Raw genomic sequence first — 20,780 nt, 5'->3', positions numbered from 1 at the left:
GTGCCATGCTGCGGCGGTGAGACTCCGGATTTTCGCCGCCGTCGTCACGATCCCCCTGCTGCTGGCCGCGTGCGGTGACCCGGACGCGGGTCAGGGCACCGGTCGGGGGCCGGGCATGCTCGCGAACCTGCCGAGCTGCGACCGGGTGCCGCTGGACGCCGACGCCGAGGTGGACGCCCGGGTCGACGGCCTGCTGCTGCCGGACGGCGCGCGGGTCACCTCGGTCGTCGAGCAGGGCGCGCTGACGACGGTCGAGGCCACCGTCCGGATGACCCCACTGGACGTACGCGCCCACTACGAGCAGCGCACCGACATCGACCTGCTCCGCGCCGAGGACGAGATCTTCGAGGCCGAGGTGCTGATGCGGGCGCAGCACCGACGCACGTACCTGCGGGCCACCGCCCTCTGCGCGGACGGCACGACGGTCACCGCCGTGGTGGGGCCGGACTCCGACGACGCGGGCCTGCCGGAGTTCCAGAGCCGCTGACGGCCGTCGACCGTGTCGGCGGCCCGCCTCGACAGGTGTCCTAACCGGACCCACCGAATCCCAACAGATGCTCGGTGACGTGGCTCACCCCACTGTCTAGCGTGCCCGGTGGAGACCGCTTTCCCCGGTAATCACGCGTGGACAGGGAGAACCGAATGAACCTCACGCTCGTCCGAAGATACCGCGGCCTCACCCTGACGGCGGCGGTCGTGCTGCTGGCCACGGTCGCGCTCACCGCCTCCTCGACGCCCCGGCCCGTCGAGGAGGTGTCGCTGGCCACCAGCACCCCCACCGGGCCGATGGAACTGCCCGACGAGTGGATGACCGCGCAGCGGATGAGCGACGGCAGCACCGAGCTCTCCACGGCCAAGTACACGAAGGCGCGCGGGGAGGCCGACCAGATCGCCGGCCACACCCGCAAGGCGTACCGGCACCTCGCCGAGCGCAGGTGGAGCTTCTTCGGTCCGAGCAACATCGGCGGCCGGGTGGTCGACATCGCCGTCGACCCGCAGGTGCCCGACCAGGTCTTCATCGCCGCCGCCTCCGGTGGCGTCTGGAGGTCCCGCGACGCCGGCGCCACGTTCGAGACGGCCTGGCCGGACGGCTGGACGCAGAGCATGGGCGCGGTCGCGATGACCAGTGACGGCGTGCTCTTCGCCGGCACGGGCGAGGCCCAGCCGGGCGGCGGCTCGATCACCTTCGGCGGCGACGGCGTCTACCGGTCGAAGGACCGTGGAGAGACGTGGAAGCGGGTCGGGCTGAAGGACAGCCACGCCATCGCCCGCTTCGCCATCGACCCGAGCGACGAGGACCGGATCTTCGCCGCGGCCAGCGGCAACCTCTTCCGTCCCGGCGGCGAGCGCGGCGTCTACCTCTCCGAGAACGGCGGTGACAGCTGGCGTCGCGTCCTGGCCCCGCCGAACGCCACCACCGGTGCCACCGAGGTCGTCATCGACCCGAGCAATCCCCGCCGGGTGTACGCGGCGATGTGGGACCATCTGCGCGAGCCGCACCAGCGCACCTACGGCGGCCCCGGTTCGAGCCTCTGGCGCTCCGAGGACGGCGGCGCGAGCTGGCAGCGGATGACCGACGGTCTGCCGACCGACGCCGACCAGGGCCGGTGGGGCCTGGCGCTCGCCCCGAACGACCCGCAGCGCCTCTACGCGTACGTCGGCACGGCGCTCGGCCCGTTCCGCGCCTTCTACCGCTCCGACGACGGCGGGGACAGCTGGACACAGACGCCGGTGACGGCCGGGCAGGCGTCGCAGTCCACGTTCAGCTGGTGGTTCGGCAAGCTCTTCGTCGACCCCGGCGACGCCGACCACGTGTTCCTGACCGGGGTGAACCTGATGCGCTCCACCAACGGCGCGCAGAGCTTCTCGTCGGTGGGCGGCGTGCACGCCGACCAGCACGCGATGCGCTGGGACGCGAAGGTGCCCGGCCGGGTCTACCTCGGCAACGACGGCGGCTTCTACCGGTCGGAGGCCAACGGCGCGAGCGGCTGGGTCAAGTCGACCTACGAGCCGTACACGCAGTTCTACACCGTCGACGTCGCGGAGACCGATCCGGTGCTGAAGGTCGGCGGGGCGCAGGACAACGGCTGCAACCGCGGCTACACCGGTGTCGGCGGCCCGTGGACCGCCATCGGCTGCGGTGACGGCCTCCAGGTGATCATCCACCCCGAGCAGCCGAACATCGTCTTCGGGTGCAGCCAGTACGGCTCCTGCTACCGCTCCGAGAACGCCGGCGCGGCGCCGCGACAGACCATCGGTGCCGGGCAGACGACCTCCGCGCGGCGCAACTGGCTCACGCCGCTGCAGTTCGACCCGAGCGACCCGAACGTCATGTACTACGCCGGCAACATCGTCAACCGGTCCACCGACAACGGTCGGACGTGGACGCCGATCAGCCCGGACCTCACCGGCGGCGGCCCCAACGACCCGTCCGGCTATCCGTGGGGCACGATCACCACGCTCGCGGCGGCGCCGACGGACGGGAACACGCTGTACGTCGGCACCGACGACGGCCGGCTGTGGTGGACCGACGACCTGGGCGGCTCGTGGCACCAGGTCGACCGGGCGCAGCTGCCCGGCACCTGGGTGACCCGGGTGGCGGTGCACCCGCGGGACAAGAACATCGCGTACGCCACGTTCTCCGGATTCCGCTCCGGCAGCGACCGGGCCCACGTGATGATCACCCGTGACGGCGGCCGCACCTGGCGGGACATCGGCCGGGGTCTCCCGGACGCGCCGGTGAACTCGATCGTCCCGACCGCCGACGGGCTGCTGCTGGTCGGCACGGACGTCGGGGTGTTCCTGTCGGCCTGGAACGGCGGCGAGTGGGCCGCCCTCGGCACGAACCTGCCGCAGGCGGCGGTGATGTACCTGCGCTACCACGAGCAGAGCCGGCAGCTGACCGCGGCGTCGTTCGGTCGCGGCATCTACGACCTGACGGTCCCGAGGTGCCCGGCGGCGTCGACGAAGCTGCCGCTGAAGCCCACCGGGGTCGGCGTGGTCGGCGTGCTCGCCTCCTGCAAGAAGGGCTGACGGAGGTCGGACGGACGCGGCCCCGGCACGGTCGTGCCGGGGCCGCGCCCGGGCGCGGGACGATCAGCCGGCCCGGTACGCCCGGACGATGGTCTGGTCGATGCCGCTACCGCCGCTGCCCTCGGCCTTCACCCGCAGCGAGACCGCCTTGCCCGGTGCGGGTTTCGGCAGGTCGACCCGGTAGCCGTCCCCGTCGCGGGTGACCCGGGCCGCCGCCCAGGTGACGCCGTCGTCGGCCGAGGTCCAGACCCGGAACGAGGTCACCTTCTGGGTGGGTACGCCGCGGGCCTGCCGGACCGTGAACTCGCCGGTCCCGCCGGTGGCGTGGTTGCCGGTGTCCATCGGCAGCGCGTAGTCGACCGCGAGCAGCGGCAACGGCACGCTGCCCGTCCCGCTCGGCCCCGCGGACCGGAACGTCCACGAGGTGGTCACCCGGGTCGACACCGGCAGCACCAGGCTCGTCTCGACGTCGAGGGTCACCCGGTAGTCCGCGGCCCGCTGCGGCACCGTGAAGTCGGCCCGCGAGGCGGCACGCTCCTCGACCAGCGCGCCGTCGCGGTAGAGCGACAGCTTCCGGTTCACCCCGATCGACCCGCCCTGCAGGCAGTCGGCCCGCCCGTGCTGGTCGGTCAGCATGACCAGGTCGAGGTGCAGGTTGCCCCGGGTCCGTGACGGCGCCGTGGCGCAGGTTTGCGCCACGGCGGCGATGCCGTCGACCCAGTCGGAGTGCAGCGGCTGCCGCGCCCAAATTTTGGCCTGCCGGCTGCCCGGCTGGTAGCCGCGCGCCTGCTCCTGCGCGACCAGGCCGCCGTAGATGCCCTCGTCGACGTAGACGTAACCCGGCGAGAGGTAGTCGGTCCGGTTCGGCGGCAGGTCGTACGTGCGGGTCTGGGTGATGTACAGCCCGTCGGGGGCGTACAGGTAGCGCCGCAACGAGGTGACCATCTCCGGCGAGTCCATCTGGTGGAACCGCTCGTCGATCCGGGCCAGCCGGGCCTGCTCGGCCGTCGTCACCCGGTACGACGGGTCGGCGGGCACGCCCGTGGCGTACTCGTGCACCAGGTCGTAGTGGTAGGGCCGCGCGGCGCCCGCCGGCGATTCGAGACCGAAGCCGGCGTACGCCCGCAGCGACCCCACGCTGGGCCGGCGCAGCGGCGACACCGACACCTTGGCCCCGCCGCCCAGGCCGGTGACGGCGTTGTACCAGGACCGCCCGTTCCTCGTGGTCTGCACGTAGGCGAACGTGGCGACCGACGCCTCGGTGGGCACGCCGTCGACGGTCGCCGTAACGGGGCGGGCCGTCGCCGGGTCGAGGGTGATGCTGCGGGTACCGGTGATCGCGATGTCCGTGTCACCCACGTAGGCGCCCTGTTGCGCGTCGGTCACCACGTCGTACGAGGAGTACGCGGCGGTGACCGCGTACCGGCCCGGGGCGACCCGAACCGTGACCGTCTCGCCCGGCGTCACGAACCCGTCGCCGGCCGAGAGGTACGGGTCGTCGAGGTTGGTCACCAGGACGCCGACCCAGCTCTCCGCGCCCGGCGACACGTCCGGCATCGGCCTGGTGTGGACCGTCAGGTCGAAGCTGCGCGGCTCGACGTAGAAGCTGACCGGCGTGGTGGCGAGCCGGTGCCCGCCGGCGCGGGCGGTGACGGTCGCGAGGTAGTAGCCCGGCCGCTCGGCCAACGCGGCCCGGTCGATCCGCAGCCGGGCGCCGGCGGTGGAGCCCTTCCTGAGCGTCACGCGTGTCGTGGTGAGGGTGACCGCGCCGCGCGGCGCGGTGGTGCCGTCGTGGTTGACGGCGGTGACGGCCAGGTCGAGGGTGACGGTGGCGGGGGTGGTGTCGCCCGTCCAGCTCAGCGCCGTCTCGGCGACGCCGGCCTGCGGATGGGTGAACGTGCCGAGGTCGACCACGGACTGGTCGCTCACGGGCCCGGACAGGGCGCGGACGGCGTTGAGCCGGCCGGCGCCGACCGCGTACGGGTCGACACCGGTCATCGGGTCGGCGGCGCCCACGAGGGCGGCCTTGAGCCGCGCGGCCGTCCAGTCCGGGTGCCGCTGGGCCAGCAGGGCGGCGGCGCCGGCCACGTGCGGGGCGGCCATGGAGGTGCCGGTGGAGCCCTCGTAGTACCGGTCGATCGGGTCCTGGAGGTCGGTGCCAGCGGCCCGGGCGGCGACGATGTCGACGCCCGGCGCGACCAGCTCCGGCTTCGCGACCGAGGTGTCGACCAGCGGCCCCCGGCTGGAGAAGTCAGCCAGCGCGCCGGTGCGGTCGACCGCGCCGACCGTCAGGGCGGTGGCCGCGGAGCCCGGCGCGGAGATGGCGCCGCCGCTGTTGCCCGAGGAGACGACGAACAGCGCGCCGGTCTTCCGGCTGGCCGCGTCGACGGCGAGCGCCAGCGGGTCACTGCCGTCGTCGCCGTACTCGCCGCCGAGGCTCATGTTGACGATGTCGGCCCGCTGCGCGGCCCACTCGACCGCACGGATGATCTGGGAGTCGTCGCCGTATCCGTGGTCGTCGAGGACCTTGCCGATGACCAGTCGCGCGTCCGGGGCGACGCCGCGGCGCTGCCCGTCCGCCGCCGCGCCCGTGCCGGCGATGGTCGAGGCCGTGTGCGTGCCGTGCCCGTTGTGGTCGACGGCGTCGCCACCCTCGACCGTGAAGTCGGCCTTCTCCACCACCCGGCCGGCCAGGTCGGGGTGCGTGAAGTCGGCGCCCGTGTCGAGCACCGCGACCCGTACGCCCTTGCCGGTGTAGCCGGCCTTCCAGGCGTCCGGCGCGGAGATCTGGGTCAGGTTCCAGTCAAGGCCGGCGCGCGGGCCCTTGCCGGCGCCGGCCGCCCCGCCGCCACCGGCCACGGTGGTCGGCGCGGCGGCGGTCAGGCCCGTGGCGCGGACCTTGCGGTCCAGCCACACCTTCTTCGCCCCCGCCAGCAACGAGTTCGTGGCCAGCTTCGCGGTGGCCTCGCCCCGCTTCGGCACGTGGCCGGCGACGGCGTCGAGGAGGGGGAGGTCCACGACGCCGTCCAGGGCCGCGACGCGCGCGGCCTTCGTGGCCGGCTGCACGATCAGCGGCAGCGTCGGGGTGCTCTCGTCGTCGTAGCCGTCGGCGATCAGGGCGGTCACGTCGAACAGGTCCGGGTCCAGCACCGCGCCCACCCGGGACGCGACGCTCGCGGGGATGACGTGCAGGTGCCCGTCCGGGCCGCACGACTGGTGGAACACCGAGTTCGGCTTCGCGGGCCGCACCGCCGCCTGTGGGCACCCGGACCCGCTGGAGCGTACGGTCACCACGTCACCGGTCAGCAGGGTGACCGTGTGGGTGGTGGTTTCGGTCGCCGCGCCCGAGCCGGCCGACGCGGCACCTGACCCGGTGGACGGGGTGACGCTGTGGGGCTCGGCCGACGCCGACGTGCCCGGCACCGCACTCAGTGCCGTCGCCGTGGCGGCGAGGGCCACCAGCCACCGTGTTCTTCTGAGCATCTCGCTCCTCACTGGACTGACCCCCGTTCTCGCGCGAGAGGGGGGCGTGAAGTTGATCTCACGCTAATTCCAGGAGTGATCTTGGGGAACAGCTGAAACGCAAACGTCATCCGCGGCGGTCGTGGCCCGGACAGCCGACGGCCGCGGCGCCGGAGCGCCGCGGCCGTCGAGGGGGGATCCGGTCAGCTCGTCGGCAGGACGGCCTGACCCTTGCGGTAGTTCTTGCCGTTGCCGTCGGGACGGTAGTTGTTCTCCACGTTGCCGGCCGCGTCGACGGAGAACCAGTTGATCGACGTCCCGGCCGGTACGGTCACCGTCTCGCCGCCCTCGCGGACGCCCGCGGAGCCGTAGAGGGTGGACTCGTAGGTGGGCGCGGCGCCGTCGAGGGTGTAGAAGACCGACGCCGGCTCGGACACGTCGAACGTCACGTTGACCATGCCCGGCGTCGAGCTCGGCGCGACGGCGAGGGTGCTCGTCGGCCGCTTCCTGTCCGTGGCGAAGTCACGGGCCACCCGCATCAGCTCGACCAGGCCGTTGGAGAACTCCATGGCCTCGTCGTGCGCCTCCTCCCACTCGGGTTGGAAGGAGGTGCCGACCTCGAAGTTCCAGGCGTAGATGCCGTACTTGTACCAGAGCATGTCGCCGGAGTTGCCCGCCGCCGAGTAGAGCACGTCGGAGATGGGACCGGTGCGCGCCGGGGTGACGGCCATGTTGCGGTGCTGCTTGATCGCGGTGAGGATCCGCGACGAGGCGCCCCAGAAGAACGACTCCTCGGCGAGCGTCGGGCGCGGCGCCGAGGTGCGGTCCGGCAGGGCGTACGCGCCGGGCGACCACATGAAGTAGTTGCCGGACGAGTGCAGGTTCATGGAGAACTTGATGTTCGGCCGGGACGCGAGCCAGTCGAGGTTCTTGTTCTCCGGCTCGGACAGCTCGCTCGGCCCGGCGTACGTGCCGCTGGTGCAGCTCGACGAGGCGCCCGAGTAGCCGTCGAAGAGGCTGTACTCGGTGTAGTTGCGGTTGTTGTCCACGCCCCACGAGTCACGGCCGAGGAAGTCGGCCGCACCGGTCAGCGGGCAGTGGTTGGTCATGTTCTTGCGCTGGGAGTTGAAGTCGTAGAACGAGTAGTGCCCGCCGTCCGGGTTGATCGACGGGGCGATCCAGATGTCGAGGTTGTTCAGCAGCTGCTTGGTCCGGCCGTCGTGCCCGTAGTTGCGCAGCAGCCGCTCGGCGGTCTCGATGGTGACCAGCGGCGGCACCCACTCGCGGGCGTGCTCCTGGGCGTACGCGAGGACGCCCGGCTTCGACCCGTCGCGGTGCTTGCCGATGCGGATGGCGTACACCGGGTGCGGGTCGCGGGAGACGGAGGCCGGCGCGCTCAGGTCGTCGGTGAGCTGGGTGCGCGCGGCCGGCGCGACCACGCCGGTGCCGGCGCTGCCGCGGTAGGTGTACGCCCGCACCAGCGATCCGGCGTTCGCGTTGATCGCCGCCACCACCTGGGCGGCCGTGCTGGTGACCGCGCCGGAGCCGTCGGTGGCGAGGTTCACCCGGATGGCGTTGCCGGTCACGGTCACACCCAGCGCGGCGTTGGCGGCGCCCGGGTCGGCCAGCTCGACGGAGATGTCGTTGCCGCCCTGGTGCCCCCAGGCGAGGGAGTCGACGGCGACCCGGCTGTTGTTGGCGGCGCCGAGGACGGCCTGCGCCTGCCGGCGGTAGCCGTTGGTCTTGTACGGCAGTTCCACGATCTCGGCCAGCTGCGGGAACTCGGCGGCGAGCTGGCGGATCCGCGCGTACAGCTCGGTCGGCGTCAGGTAACTCGTGACGAAGTCCTTCTGGTAGCCCGGGCCCTCCGGGTCGGTCCCCGGGTCGGGCAGCCACTCCCGCACCTTGGCCACCGCGACGTCACCCGTGGGGCTGGTGATCCGGACGTAGTCCGGCCGGCTGGTCACCGTCGCGGCGCCCCGGTGGTAGAGGTAGACGCCCGCGTCGACGAACCGGGAGATGGTCTGGGTGCCGCCGGACCCGATCTCGGTGCCCGGGCCGCTGTCCCGCTCGACGGTGAGGGTGTTCGTGGCGGTCTGGCCCTGCGCCCACTTCGCCTCGACCGAGAGGATCTGGTTGGTGCCCGAGGTGTAGTAGTCCGCTCGGATGATCTTGATGTCGGAGACGTCCGGTGCTGTCGGGTCGGCCGCGGCGGCGGCGAACTCCCGGTTCTCCGACCTGTGCTCGGCGATGGTCGCCTCGCGCTCGGCGACGCGGTCCCGGGCGTCCTCGGGTCGGTGCAGGACCTCTCCGAGGGTGAAGCCGGCCGCGGTGAGGCGGGTCGCCTCGGCGGGCGTGATGACCGCGTGCGCGACGACGCCGGTCTCCGTGCGCTCCACGTGGTGGTCGAGGTCGACGCCGGTGGCGACGAGCTTGTCCAGCTCCGCGGTGCCGTCGAGCAGCACCTCGACGACGCTGGCCTGCTCGCCGGCGACCGGGTCGGCCTCGGCCGTCGCGACGGTGGCCTGCGGTGTGGTCGCCACGGCGGGGCTGACCAGCAGCACGACCGCCGTGGCGGCGGCCAGGGCCGCCGGTGCGGGAAGGCGGCGTCGCCACCGCGGGGACAGGGGGTACGGCATGTGTTCTCTGCCCTTCTGGCTGTTCGGCACGAGGGCCGACGATGGTGGCCGAGGGGCACGCCCGGGGTACGCGGCTCCATACGGTGGATCGCGCGCGGCCGTTGCGGTGGCCGGACGCGCGACACGGTGGACGGAACTGGTGGTGAGGCAGAGCGCCGGAATGGACGCCGCGCATCGCCGACATGCGGCAGCGTCACGGGAACGTGCTGGTGCGGTGGCGCTCGGTGAACTGGGATCATCCTCAGCACCGCACCGTTGTCTGTCAATCCCCTGGCAGGCCCATCGATCGGCGGATGTCAGCCCGCCCGGTCCCGGCCAGACGATGGTCGTCGATGTCGGCGCCGGGCCTGGAATTTCCACCCGTCAGGGGGTGACGGGTGTCCTTTCCGACAGATCCGGCGCCAATGTCCCGGCAGTGGATGGCGGGCCGACCGGCCCGACCGTTAGGCTCGAATGCCGAGTGAAGTCGTTCACCGCCGATCATCATCTTCGCTCTGTGCCGGACATGACGGACATTCGCTGGTCACAGCACCGGAAGGCAGGCTGGAGTGGTCCGAGACGGGGAGCCGGGGACGCGAATCGCCAGACACGCCGACGAGCGGACAGTGGCATTCGAGGTCTCCGGCGCGCCCGACGGATACCCGGTCTTCCTCCTGCACGGCACGCCCGGCAGCCGCAAGGGCCCGCGCCCGCGCGGCATCGTCCTCTACCGCCTGGGCGTCCGGCTGATCACCTACGACCGCCCCGGCTACGGCGACTCCGACCGGTTCGAGGGCCGTCGGGTCGCCGACGCCGCACGCGACGTCCAGCTGATCGCCGACGAGCTGGGGCTGAGCCGCTTCGCGGTCGTCGGCCGCTCCGGTGGTGGCCCCCACGCGCTGGCCTGCGCGGCCGACGCCGCACTGCGACACCGGGTCAGCCGGGTCGTGGCGCTGGTCGGGTTCGCTCCCGCCGACGCGGCGGAGCTGGACTGGTTCTCCGGCATGAACGCCGACAACGTCAACGGGTTCGGCGGCGAGGGCATGTCCCGCACGGACGCCGACACCGTGGAGAAGGAGATCCGCCGCCGCACGGAGCACGCCCGCGGCGACGCCCGCCGGCTGCTCGACGACATCACCGCGCAGATGACGGCGGCCGACCGGCGGGTGATGAACAGCGCCGCGCTGCGCCGGCTCACCGCCGACGCCTACGAGGAGGCGCTACGGTGCGGCCCCGAGGGGTGGATCGACGACGTGCTGGCGCTGCGCCGGGACTGGGGATTCGACCTGGGCGCCATCGACACCGCCCGCACGAGGGTGCGGCTGTGGCACGGCGCGGAGGACACCTTCGCCCCCGTCAGCCACACCCGGTGGCTCGCCTCCCGGATCCCCGGTGCCGAGCTCGAGGTCCAGGCCGGCGCGGCGCACTTCGACGCCATGGAGGAGCTGCCGCGCATCCTGGCCTGGCTCACCGCCGTCGACGCGACGGCGAGCCAGGACCTGCTGATCGGCGCCCGCCCCGGTCAGTAGGGGTGCGGGTCGATCACCCGTCGCACGTACTGCCCCTCACGCAGCCGCACCACGCTCGGGTGGTGCTGACCGATCTGGTTCGCGAGCCGGTCCGCCAGGCGCATCCGCTCGATGCTGCCCGCCCCGCCCGAGGCCGCCTGCTCGGCGATGGCCACGTTGCCCAGGCTGCGCAGGGTGTCGGGGTGGGTGTCGCCGAGGATCCGGCGCAGCCGACCGGCCACGAGCCGCAGCTGCTCCCGACCGGCCTCCAGGTCCCCGGCGAGGACGGTGAAGACGCCCTGGTTGTTGGCGACCGCGATGCTCATGGGGTGGTCGTCGCCCAGTGCGGCCTGCAGAGCCGTCGCCGTCGTCGTCACCAGTTCCCGGGCCGACGCCACCTCGCCCGCGTCCCACCTCGCCACGCCGAGGTTGTTGCGGCAGACCAGCAGGTACGGGTGCCCCTCGCCGAAGACCTCGCGGAGCTGCTCCTCCGTCTCCACCAGCTCGACGCGCGCGCGTTCCTGGTCGCCCTGGAGCATCAGGTTCGCGGCCCGGCTCAGCCGGGCGAGCAGCGTGTCCGGGTTCGTCGGGCCGAACCCGGCGAGCAGGTGCAGGTAGGCGTCGTCGAGCAACCGCGACGCCTCACCGATCTCGCCGGCGCCGCGCAGCGACGCCGCGAGGTTGGTCTCTGCCGTGAGCACGTTGCGGGACTGGTCGCCGTAGAGGTCGCGGTAGCCGGCCACCACCGTCTGCAGCAGCGTCACCGAGGCCTCGTAGTCACCGGCCTCCCGCAGGTCCCGGGCCAGGTTGTTGGCGGTGAGCAGGGTCCGCGGGTGCTCGGGACCGAGCACCACGCGCAGCCGCCGGTAGGTGTTCTCGCCGACGTCGAGGGCCCGCCGGAAGTCACCCATCAGCCGGTACGACGCGGCGAGGTTGTTGGCGGCGGTCAGCGTGCGGCGGTGGTCCTCGCCGAACACCTCCACCGAGGCGGCGTAGGTGCGCAGGTCCCGCTCCAGCGCCTCCTGGTAGCGGCCGATGGCGCGCAGGTCGCCGCCGTAGCCGCCAGCGGTCATCAGCGAGTACGGGTGGGTCGCGCCGATCAGCTTCTCCTGCGCGGCCAGCGTCTCCTCGTCCAGGCGCAGCGCGTCCTCGAATCGGCCGAGGCTGCGCAGCAGGTTGGCCCGGTTGAACCGCAGGTGCAGCAGCTGCACCTGCAGCGCCCGGTGCTCGGGGCTGTCCGCGGGCAACTGCCCGAGCAGCCGCGACCACGCCACGTCCGCCTGCTCGGCGTAGCGGTGGCCCTGGGCGTAGCCGCCGTTGAGGTAGATGTAGCGGACCCGGTCGATGATCAGCTGCCGGACGTCGTCGTCGGGCGAGGAGAGCGCGTCGGCCCCGTCGAGGTGCGGCCAGAGCAGCCGCAGCCGCCGCTCGATGGCCGGGTCCTCGACCTCGCCCGGCGGCCGCGCCCCGGCGAGGATCCGGTGCACGTCGTGCCGGATGCCCGCCAGCTCCTCCTCCGACATGCGGGCCCGCAGCGCCGCCTGGAGCAGCCGGTGCACCTGCACCTGCTGGGAGTGCAGGTCCACCTTCACCAGCGCCAGCCGGTTGATGCGCTGCACCAGGGCGGCAGCGATGTCCCGCTCGGAGACGCGGTCGGCCACCCGCGCCGCCACCACCGGGTCGTGGTCGGCGATGACCTTCGCCACCTCGTCGTTGTAGAGCAGCTCCAACGCGATCTCCGGTGCGAGCACGGAGGCGAGCTGCAGCAGGCGGTAGGCGCCGGCCGAACCCTCCTTCAGCCGCTCCAGGGAGATGTCCCAGATGTGCTCGCTCGGGCCGCTGCGCTCCAGCCCGGCCAGGTAGTCCGGGACGGGCGTGCCGGTGTCCGCCAACCAGGCGCCCGCCATCGCGACGAAGATCGGCACGTCCACCACGGCCTCGGCGACCTGCTCCGCCTCGGCCACCGTGATCGACTGCTCGCCGATGCGGGCCCGCAGGTGCGCCACGCTCTCCGCCCGCTGGAACGCCTCCACGTCCAGCGCCCGGGCCAGGTCCCCCCAGTCCGGGTTGCGGGTCGTGACCAGCACGTGCCCGTTGCCCTGCGGCAGGTAGTCCCGCACGTGCTCGTACTGGTCGACGTTGTCGAAGACGATGAGCCACTGCTCGGGCGCGCCCGTGTCGGGCCGCCGCTCCGGGCGGCTCAACCGCTGCCGCACCGCACGGGTCATCTCGGGGATCGTGGGCTGGCGGGGAAGGCCGAGTTCGGCGCCGAGGTCGGCGATGCGCACGTCCACGAACTGCGGCGGGTCGGCCTGCACCCACCACACGACGTCGTACGCGCCGCGGAACCGGTGGGCGTACTCGATGGCCAGCTGCGTCTTGCCGATGCCGGGACCACCGCGCAACGCCACCGGGATCCCGTCCGCGGCGCCGGCCTTGAGCTCCTCGCGCAGCTGCCGCAGCAGGTGCTCCCGGCCGGTGAACCGGATGTTGCGGCTCGGCGGGTTGAACACGGTGGCCCACGTCCCGGGGAACCGTGCGGCCCGCACCGGGGGCAGCACCCCGCCCGGCATGGCGACGCCGAGCAGCTGCACCAACCGCTGCGCCGCCTCCTCAGCGGACAGCTCGTGCAGCGACACCCACGCCCCGGCCGGCACGTCAGGGGCGGGGGTGGTGGCGTCCACGTAGACCGTCAACGCGTTGCCGGCCCCGGACCGGCGCACGTCCGCGTGCTCGCCGTGCGCGGCCCGGTAGGAGCGGGACACGAGCGTGAGGTCGCGGGTCACGGTGCCCTGCCGCACCTGTGCCGGGGCGTCCACCGCGGCGATCACGACCCGCAGGTCGACCTCGGTCAGCACCGCCTGCACCCACTCCGCCCAGGCCTGGTCCTCCGGCACGTGGCGCAGCACGATCACCTCGTCGGCCACGGCCGGCTTCCGCTCGAACCGGGCGACGGTCTTGCGGCGCAGCGCCTCGTCGATGCGGGGCAGCGCGGTGATCCGGCCGCCGGTGATGTGCCCGGTCAGCGTCTCGTACGCCGACAGCAGCGTGGTGCGGCTGCCCGGCACGTCGCCGAACGTCGCCAGGGTCTCCTCGTACGCGTAGTAAGCCCGGTACGGCACCTCGACGGTGAGCCAGTACTCCCGCCGCTCGGCGTCCGTCATGCCGCCCGGCAGCCCCGCGAACCGCTGCATGGCGAGGGCGCGGCCGGCGTCGGCCTTGCCCTTCTCCCCCTCGTCGACCCGCATCGGCACCGGCAGCACCCGCCGCGCCCGCCGCCCCTCGTAGCTGCGTACCCGGCCGGCCACCGTGGCGGCTCCCTCGATGCCCTGGTCGCTGAGGGTGAAGCAGTCGACCAGCACGTCCGGCAGGTGGATGGTGCAGATCTCGGCGACGTCGCTGATCCCGGTGCGGCTGTCGATCAGCGTGTAGTCGTAGTGCCGCTTCATGTCCTCGCGCAGGGCGTCGAAGAAGAGCGCCCCGCCGAGCCGGTTGTAGAAGTTGTCCCAGTTCAGCCCGGTCACGCTGGTGGCGTAGTCGGGGTTGTTCCGCCCGGCGAGCAGCAGGTCGAGGCTGCCGCCGCCGGGGAACTCCCAGTTCACCGAGAAGGCGTACTTCTGCACCTTGGCCAGGTGGCGGTGCCAGTCGCCGGGCCGGGTCTCCGCGGGCTCCGCCTGCCCCGCCTCCCGGGCCTCGCGGCGGCGTTTGAGGTTGGCCCACTCGTACTCGAGGATCAGGTCCATCACGCCGCCGGTGGAGGCCACCTGCTCCGGGTCCAGGAACGGCGTGAGGAACCGGTGCAGCCCGGGTGACTCCAGGTCCCAGTCGGCCACCAGCACGCGCTGGCCGTTGGCCGCCAGGATCCACGCCGTGTTGGCCAGGGCCATCGTGCGTCCGGTGCCACCCTTGTACGAGTAGAAGGTGACGACCTGACCGTCTCGCTGCTGTGTCATCGGTCCTCTTCCCGTGGTCGCCGGAGATCGGATGCGTCGGTGGGCCGCAGGCTCGGCCTCGGCGTGCCCGGGCCGTCCTGCGGATAGAGCGGGCCGTGCCGCAGGAACTGCTTGCGGGCCTCGATCACCAGCAACGGCGCGCTCTGCTCGAACTCGTCGACCCCCCGCACCGGGCGCACGTCGGGGAACCGCGCCGCGCGCAGGGCCGCGCCGATCTCCTCCGCGGCGTCGACGTCCGGCCCGGCCACCACGAGCGGCACCACCCAGCGGGGCAACCCGGCCACCGCCTCCCGCACGGCCGCGGTGCCCAGCCCCGCGTCGACCAGGAGCACGGTGGGGCTCTCCGGGGCGCGCTCGCGGGCGCCCGCGAACTCGACGACCCGGGTGGGCAGCCCCAGCCGCTGGGCGGTGGCGGCCACGTAGTCGGCGATGGTCAGCGCGTGCTGCCCGGCGAAGGGCCGCCACCGGCGCCCGTCGGCCGTGCTGAGCGCCGCGACGACCAGCGCCGCCTCGTCCGGGTCCGCCACCGGCGCGCTGGTGAGGGGGGCGGCCCGGGAGCGGCGCAGCGGCGCGGTCTCGGTCACCGCGATGATGCGCTCGGCCAGCGCGGCGAGGACGTCCTGGTACTGCCGCCGGTAGGCGCTGAGCTTGCACAGCGCCCGCAGCCCGTTCTCGGCGTACTCGGGGGACGCGCCCACCAGCTCCAGCGCCTCGGCCATCTCCGGCCGATCGTCCCACGGCGGAAACGGGATCCACAGCACCGGCAGGACGTGCCGGTGCGCGTCGCGCGGGGGCAGCCGGTCCAGCCGGGAGCGGAACGACGCCCGCTCCCCGACCGCCCAGGCGTTGCTGAAGTAGTTGGGCGAGTAGAGGGGCACGAACACGTGCGCGAGGCTGAGCGCGTCGGTGAGGGCCTGCCGCAGGTCGGCGCCGGGGTCGACGAGCCCGTCGAAGAAGCCGATGTCGAGGTCCCCGGCGCGGCGGGCGCCCCGCTGCACGGCGGCGTTCAGGTCCTGGAAGAAGCGGGTGACCCAGTAGTCGGTGTCCGGCCGTTCGGTCGCGGACAGGGGCACGGAGTGGGCGTAGCTCAGGAAGAAGTACGTCTCCCGCCCGGGCACGGTCGGCGCGGTGTCAGTCCAGCTCATCGCCGACCTCCTCGAACCCGTCGCCGAGCTCCTCGATCTCCGACACGTACGGCGCCACCCAGTGCGTGTCCACCGCGCGGACCACCCGCTGCGCCAACCGCCACACCACCGCGTCGTAGGCGTCCTTGCCGTTGCGGCCGAGGCTGAGCAGGCCGTAGATGCCCTCCTGCTCGTACTGCGGCGCGATGTCGGGCGGCAGCCCCGTCGGGGTGAACATCTGCGGCCGCCGGACCGCCTCGGGCAGCTGCCGCCGGCGCACCACCGACCAGTTCACCGGGATGATCGGCCGCTCCCCCGGTGTCGCCCGCGCGTCCGGCCGGCGGGTCTGCCGGCGGCGGACGAAGGCGTTCCACTCCCGCGCGCACCACTGGCTGCGCAGGTACTGCGGTGAGATCAGCGGGATGAAGACCTGACAGTGACCGGCGGCGAAGGCCAGGTCGTCGGCCCACATCTGCCCGCCGTCGAGGACCCGGTCCATGAATCCGGCGCTGCTGCCAGCCGGCAGCCCCAGCAGCTCGGCGACGTGGTCGGACAGGTCGACGTAGAGCTGGAAGACCTTCTGGTTCGTGTCCCGGGGCGGCTCCGCCGGCCGGCGCTTGGCCCGGGCGTAGCTGAGGAAGAACACGGGGGCACGCGGGTCCACCCGGTATTCATCCTCGGTCACCCGCCGCTCCCGTCCGATGGGGACACCTGCTCCGCACCACAGTATCGGCAGCGGCAAACCCCCGGCGGCCCTCGACGCTCGGCGCGGTGCAGGCTCATCCACGTGCCGGCGAAGTCGACGGCAGGGCGGATCCGGAACGTGCGGCCGGCGCCGTTGCCCACGGGCCCGCGCGCCACGACCGGCTCGTCGTCCAGCGCCGCCCCGATGCGCGGGAAGTCGCTGTCGTCGAGGTCGAGGGCGAGGAAGTCGCGGCGGACGCGCCGGCCGGTCGCGTCACGGACGTAGCAGCGGTACGCCCGCCGCGCGGGCGGGCGGGCGAGGTGGTACTCGGCGAGGTGGAACGCCGTGCAGGCGGCGTAGCCGACGCCGAGCAGCAGCACGACCGCGTCGGCCGCGTGCAGCGCGCCGATCGGGGACCGGTCCCCGAGGTGGCAGTCCAGGTCGTGCACGGCGGTCAGCCGCGCCGCGGCCGGGCCGAGCGCGGCGAACGAGGTCTGCGGGTGCGCGCTGCGGACCGCCCCGGGGTGCCGCCGGACGTGCTCGGCGAGCACTCCCATCCCCTCGCACGGGCTGCGCCGCGGGTCGTACGGCGCGATCGCGGCCTCGACCCGCGCCGCCTCCCGCGCGCTCAGGCCGGCCGTGGCGGCGCGGAAGGCGGGTGACGTGACGGAGTTGCCGGCGGTGTGGGTGGGCACCACCACCGTGCCGGATGGGCCCAGCACGTCGCGCAGCGCGGCCAGTACGGTCGCCGGGCCGCCCCGCACCGGCCCGATCCGGGACAGCGAGGAGTGCACCAGCACGGTGTCACCGGGGGCGAGCCCCAGCGCCCGCAGGTCCGCGGCGAGCCGCGCACGCCCGACCGGCCGCGCGGTCACGACCAGCTGTCCACCGTCGCCCGCATCCGACGCGCGAAGCGCTCACCCACCGGGGTGAGCACGCCCAGGTCGAGCAGCGTGTCGAGGGCGCCGTCGGTCCAGTCGCGGTAGCGCCGGTAGTGCGCCGCGTCGGCCACACCCACGCGGCGGCGCCACACGTCCGCCACGCCGAGGTGGGCGTACGTGCCGTGGAGCACCCCCTCGACCGGGCGCGGATCCTCCCGCCACGGCACCCGCACCAGCCGGGAGTCCCCGCGGTCGACCAGGTCGCACACGTCGAGCACGCCGTCGAGCTTGAGGTGCTGCACCTCGTGCACCAGCAGCACCGCGAGCGCGGATTCGTCCTGCGGCGGCGTGACGGCCACGGCGCCGAACGCGCTGGCCGCGGCGGCGCTGCGCTGGCGACCGGCGCGGTCGGGGCGCAGCGGGACCACGGCACGCAGGAGCGCGCGGACGCCGGGGTCGTACTCGCCGGCCTCGGCGGCGATCCGCCGCACCGCCCCGGCCACCGTGCGGACCCAGCCGGCGGCCCGCTCGTCGGAGAGCCGGGGCGTCACCGGGAGGTCCTGGTAGGCGTCCCGATAGGGGTCGGTGTCCTCGATCAGCAGCGGCCGGTCGCCGAACGGCACGCCGCGCACCGGCCGCCAGCCCGGCGGCTGACCAGCCGTGTCGGGGCGCACCGTCACGGTGGTGTCGCCGGTGCGGACCCGGAAGGCGCCCGCCGCGGTGGAGAGGGTGGCGACGGCGTCGGGGGTCGGCAGGTGGAGCGCGCCCAGGGTCGGGAGGCTCAGGACGCCGTCGCGGACCGGCACGGCGATGTCGACGGTGACACCGGCGTGCAGGGCGGCGGACGCCGCGACGGCGGCCAGGTGATCCAGGTCGGCCGGGAACGGGCGGTCGTGGCACCGGTGCGCCCAGCGGCGCACGAACGGGTGGGCCAGCACCTCCCGCACCGCCTGCGGCGCGGCGACGTCGAGCTCGACCAGCAGGTCCCAGCCGGCCGCGGCGACCGGCGACCCGGCGGCGGCCGGGCTGAGCGCGACCAGCAGCGCGCGGGTCTTCGCCAGGTGGACGGCGGCGAGTTGGCCGACCGACACGTCGGTGCCGTGGCCGGTGCCCAGGTCGTCGAGGACCGTGGGGGCCAGCGAGTCGGCGGCCGGGGACGCCTCGGCGGGCCGGCGCGGCGCGGGCACGACCGTCGGCGCCGGGACCACCGGGACCGCCATCGAGCGGATCAGCTGCGCCAGGTCGACGCAGTAGGCCGACGGGTTGTCGAAGCCGGTGCCGGGGCGGTAGCGGTGGGCGAAGAGGCCACCGCCGCACTGCGCGACCACGGGGCAGGCCCGGCAGGTGTCGCAGAGCCCGTCGAGCCCCGCCTGCCGCACGGCGATCATCGGGTGCGCGGCCACCTCGTCGATGCGGTGGGTGAAGACGTCGAGGCCGGTGGCGGGGGCGCCGTCGAAGGCGGACTTGAGCGAGTCGACCTGCTCGTAGCTGCCGTCGGTCTCGATCACCGCGAGGTCGGCGGCGGCGAGGCCCACCGCCTCCGTCCCGCTGGTGCCGCCGGCCGCCGTAGCGAGCAGCGAGTCGAGCAACCGGACGGGCACCGGTCGGCCGTCCGCCGTCCAGGCCTGGTGCACCGCGAGCAGCCAGTCGGCGTAGGGGGTGGGGACGCCGGCCGGGCGCGGCGGGGGGCGTTCCCAGTTGGCGTGCGGCAGGAGGAAGTCGATGTGCGGCGGGTCCTCGGCCAGCAGCGCGCGGTAGACCCGGACCGGGTCGTTGGCGAGGTCGACGGTGCACAGCAGGCCGGCGTAGGCGGGCCGGTATTCGGGGCGGCGCAGCAGCGCGAGCGCCCGCAACACCTGCTTGTGGCTGCTCGCGCCGTTGGCGTAGCGCCGGTGCCGGTCGTTGGCCGCGCGGTCGCCGTCGAGGGAGATGCCGACCGTCACGCCGTGGCCGACCAGCACCTCGGCGATCTCCTCGGTCAGGAGCACCCCGTTGGACTGCATGCGCAGGTCGAGTCGGGTCACGGGGTCGATCTGCCGGCGCAGCTCGGCGGCGGTGGCGGCCAGCCCGGCCGCTCCGGCGAGCAGCGGCTCGCCTCCGTGCAGGACCACCCGGACGGCGTCGAGCCGGTGGGCGGCGGCGTGCTCGGCGATGCGGTGTGCGGCCGCCGTCACGGTCGCCGGCGCCATGGTGCGCGGCTGTCGACGCCAGGTCTGGTCGGGGTGTTCGTAGACGTAGCAGTGGTCGCAGGAGAGGTCGCACCGGCTGACGATCTTGAGAACGTACTGGCTCAGAGCGCCGGCCGGTGCGGACCTCCCGGGAGCCGCTAGCTGGCCAGGATCAGATGGACGAGCCGAAGGCTGCGACATCGAGGCGGGTCGGCCGGTCCGTGGCACGGGTGTCGGACAGCGCCACGTTGCGGGCGCGGCTGAGCGGGATCTTGCCGAGCGGAGTGTGCCGAAGGTCGTCCAGCGGAGCGGTGGTCGGAGTCGACTGGCCTGGGTTGCGATCCACGTGGGTCCCCCCATCGGACTTGGTGGGTCAACGAGAGCCGCCTCCGACGGCGGCCCAGACAATTGTCGATGAGTCTACCGCACTGTGCGTAGTGTCAGCGGCGCGGAACGCCATCTTCTTCAAGGGTTCTGGCCATCCATGCCTCATTGGACAGTGAGATGATCCGCTCCACCTCGCCCACGAACGCGTCGTCGTCCGTCCAGCCCAGGCCGTCCCGCCGCAGGCGCGCCAACCGGGACAGCTGGTCGGCCGTACGGGCGTACTCCAGCTGGTGGTGCTCGAACTGCTGGGCCGCCCCGTAGCCGACCAGCGCCGTCGTCACCGTGGCGACCACGCCGACCCAGGCGGTCAACCCGAGGCCGTCGCCCAGCACCCCGACCACCGCGGAGAGCACCGCCCCGACGGCGGTCAGCGCGGTGGTCACCACCCGGATCCGGGTCGCCCGTCGGGCCATCAGCCGGGCCCCGGGCAGGTAGTACCGCTCGACCTGCGGTTGCAGCCGGTGGGTCAGGTACGAGTCCACGTCACCGACCGCCGGCAACGGCCGCGGGGTCGGTGTCACGTCCAGGGTCAGCCCGACCAGGTCACCCGCGTCGTCCACCAGGGCGTCGAGCCGGCGCAGCAGCACGGCGTCGCGTTCCGGCCCGGCGAAGGGGCCCACCCGGGCCAGGTAGGAGTAGATCTCGGCCTTCAACGCCTCGGAGACCGACCGCAGCCGCGTCCACACCTGCACGGCCTCCCGCGCGGTCGCCCGGGCGGCGAGCGGGACCAGCGCCAGCGCGGCACCGGCGAGCACCGCGAGCACGCGGCCGGCCACGTCGTGCACCGACTGGAGCTGGGCGGCGGCCGTGCCGGCCACGGCGGCGACGACGGTCAGCGCGGCGACCGCCCGCCGGGCCCGCACGATCCGCCGCTTCGCCACGCCCGCCGCCGCCGACCAGACCGCCTGCTGCCGCCAGACCGCCTCGGCCGCGGTCGACGCATCGACATCCGCCACGCCCG

At 73.7% G+C, this 20,780-nt stretch carries 12 protein-coding genes; 3 read left to right on the top strand and 9 right to left on the bottom strand.

Translation table 11 applies throughout. The features are described from left to right. Window positions 1-16: 16 nt before the first annotated feature. Together SM573_RS16280 and SM573_RS16275 are read left to right on the top strand one after the other, a co-directional pair. On the top strand, window positions 17-487 hold the full coding sequence (locus SM573_RS16280; protein ID WP_474610145.1) for a hypothetical protein: 471 nt from the start codon (window positions 17-19) through the stop codon (window positions 485-487). Between the two features lie 155 nt (window positions 488-642). Beyond that, complete coding sequence (locus SM573_RS16275) at window positions 643-3,033, top strand: WD40/YVTN/BNR-like repeat-containing protein (protein ID WP_474616435.1); 2,391 nt, start codon at window positions 643-645, stop codon at window positions 3,031-3,033. A 63-nt stretch (window positions 3,034-3,096) separates the two neighbouring features. Here the strand turns inward: SM573_RS16275 and SM573_RS16270 are convergent, their stop codons facing one another. Continuing rightward, window positions 3,097-6,516 (bottom strand): S8 family serine peptidase, encoded by a 3,420-nt coding sequence (locus SM573_RS16270; RefSeq protein WP_474616434.1) that lies wholly within the window; start codon window positions 6,514-6,516, stop codon window positions 3,097-3,099. Between the two features lie 182 nt (window positions 6,517-6,698). Further along, complete coding sequence (locus SM573_RS16265; RefSeq protein ID WP_474610148.1) at window positions 6,699-9,134, bottom strand: M14 family metallopeptidase; 2,436 nt, start codon at window positions 9,132-9,134, stop codon at window positions 6,699-6,701. A 548-nt stretch (window positions 9,135-9,682) separates the two neighbouring features. Between SM573_RS16265 and SM573_RS16260 the strand changes: the two genes are divergently transcribed. Then, complete coding sequence (locus SM573_RS16260; RefSeq protein ID WP_474610149.1) at window positions 9,683-10,642, top strand: alpha/beta fold hydrolase; 960 nt, start codon at window positions 9,683-9,685, stop codon at window positions 10,640-10,642. Here SM573_RS16260 and fxsT read toward each other — a convergent pair. The 7 genes from fxsT to SM573_RS16225 form a co-directional block, all read right to left on the bottom strand. Next, a complete protein-coding gene (gene fxsT, locus SM573_RS16255) occupies window positions 10,636-14,574 on the bottom strand; it encodes an FxSxx-COOH system tetratricopeptide repeat protein (protein ID WP_474616433.1) in 3,939 nt (1,312 codons plus the stop codon). The genes SM573_RS16260 and fxsT overlap by 7 nt on opposite strands. Next, window positions 14,571-15,719 (bottom strand): TIR-like protein FxsC, encoded by a 1,149-nt coding sequence (locus SM573_RS16250; protein WP_474616432.1) that lies wholly within the window; start codon window positions 15,717-15,719, stop codon window positions 14,571-14,573. The genes fxsT and SM573_RS16250 overlap by 4 nt, the downstream gene beginning before the upstream one ends. Further along, window positions 15,706-16,383, bottom strand: coding sequence for a TIR-like protein FxsC (locus SM573_RS16245; protein WP_474610152.1), 678 nt, complete (start codon window positions 16,381-16,383; stop codon window positions 15,706-15,708). The genes SM573_RS16250 and SM573_RS16245 overlap by 14 nt, the downstream gene beginning before the upstream one ends. Next, window positions 16,380-17,258 carry an AAC(3) family N-acetyltransferase gene (locus SM573_RS16240; protein WP_474610153.1) on the bottom strand — a complete coding sequence of 293 codons (879 nt, stop codon included), beginning with the start codon at window positions 17,256-17,258 and terminating at the stop codon, window positions 16,380-16,382. The genes SM573_RS16245 and SM573_RS16240 overlap by 4 nt, the downstream gene beginning before the upstream one ends. Next, the gene (locus tag SM573_RS16235; RefSeq protein ID WP_474616431.1) at window positions 17,255-19,633 is read right to left on the bottom strand and encodes an FxsB family cyclophane-forming radical SAM/SPASM peptide maturase; all 2,379 of its coding nucleotides are present in this window, start codon (window positions 19,631-19,633) and stop codon (window positions 17,255-17,257) included. The genes SM573_RS16240 and SM573_RS16235 overlap by 4 nt, the downstream gene beginning before the upstream one ends. After that, window positions 19,605-19,778 (bottom strand): FxSxx-COOH cyclophane-containing RiPP peptide, encoded by a 174-nt coding sequence (locus tag SM573_RS16230; RefSeq protein WP_474616430.1) that lies wholly within the window; start codon window positions 19,776-19,778, stop codon window positions 19,605-19,607. The genes SM573_RS16235 and SM573_RS16230 overlap by 29 nt, the downstream gene beginning before the upstream one ends. 94 nt (window positions 19,779-19,872) lie before the next feature. Beyond that, window positions 19,873-20,775, bottom strand: a complete 903-nt coding sequence (locus tag SM573_RS16225; protein WP_474616429.1) for a DUF4231 domain-containing protein — start codon at window positions 20,773-20,775, stop codon at window positions 19,873-19,875. Between the last annotated feature and the right edge of the window lie 5 nt (window positions 20,776-20,780).

This window comes from Micromonospora xinjiangensis, from assembly GCF_056150165.1.
This window is presented reverse-complemented; position numbering and strand designations above follow the sequence as displayed.

Coding starts and splice junctions, on each gene's coding strand:
- SM573_RS16275 (WP_474616435.1), top strand. CDS start 643: ATGAACCTCACGCTCGTCCGAAGATACCGCGGCCTCACCCTGACGGCG.
- SM573_RS16270 (WP_474616434.1), bottom strand. CDS start 6,516: ATGCTCAGAAGAACACGGTGGCTGGTGGCCCTCGCCGCCACGGCGACG.
- SM573_RS16265 (WP_474610148.1), bottom strand. CDS start 9,134: ATGCCGTACCCCCTGTCCCCGCGGTGGCGACGCCGCCTTCCCGCACCG.
- fxsT (WP_474616433.1), bottom strand. CDS start 14,574: ATGACACAGCAGCGAGACGGTCAGGTCGTCACCTTCTACTCGTACAAG.
- SM573_RS16250 (WP_474616432.1), bottom strand. CDS start 15,719: ATGAGCTGGACTGACACCGCGCCGACCGTGCCCGGGCGGGAGACGTAC.
- SM573_RS16235 (WP_474616431.1), bottom strand. CDS start 19,633: ATGTCGCAGCCTTCGGCTCGTCCATCTGATCCTGGCCAGCTAGCGGCT.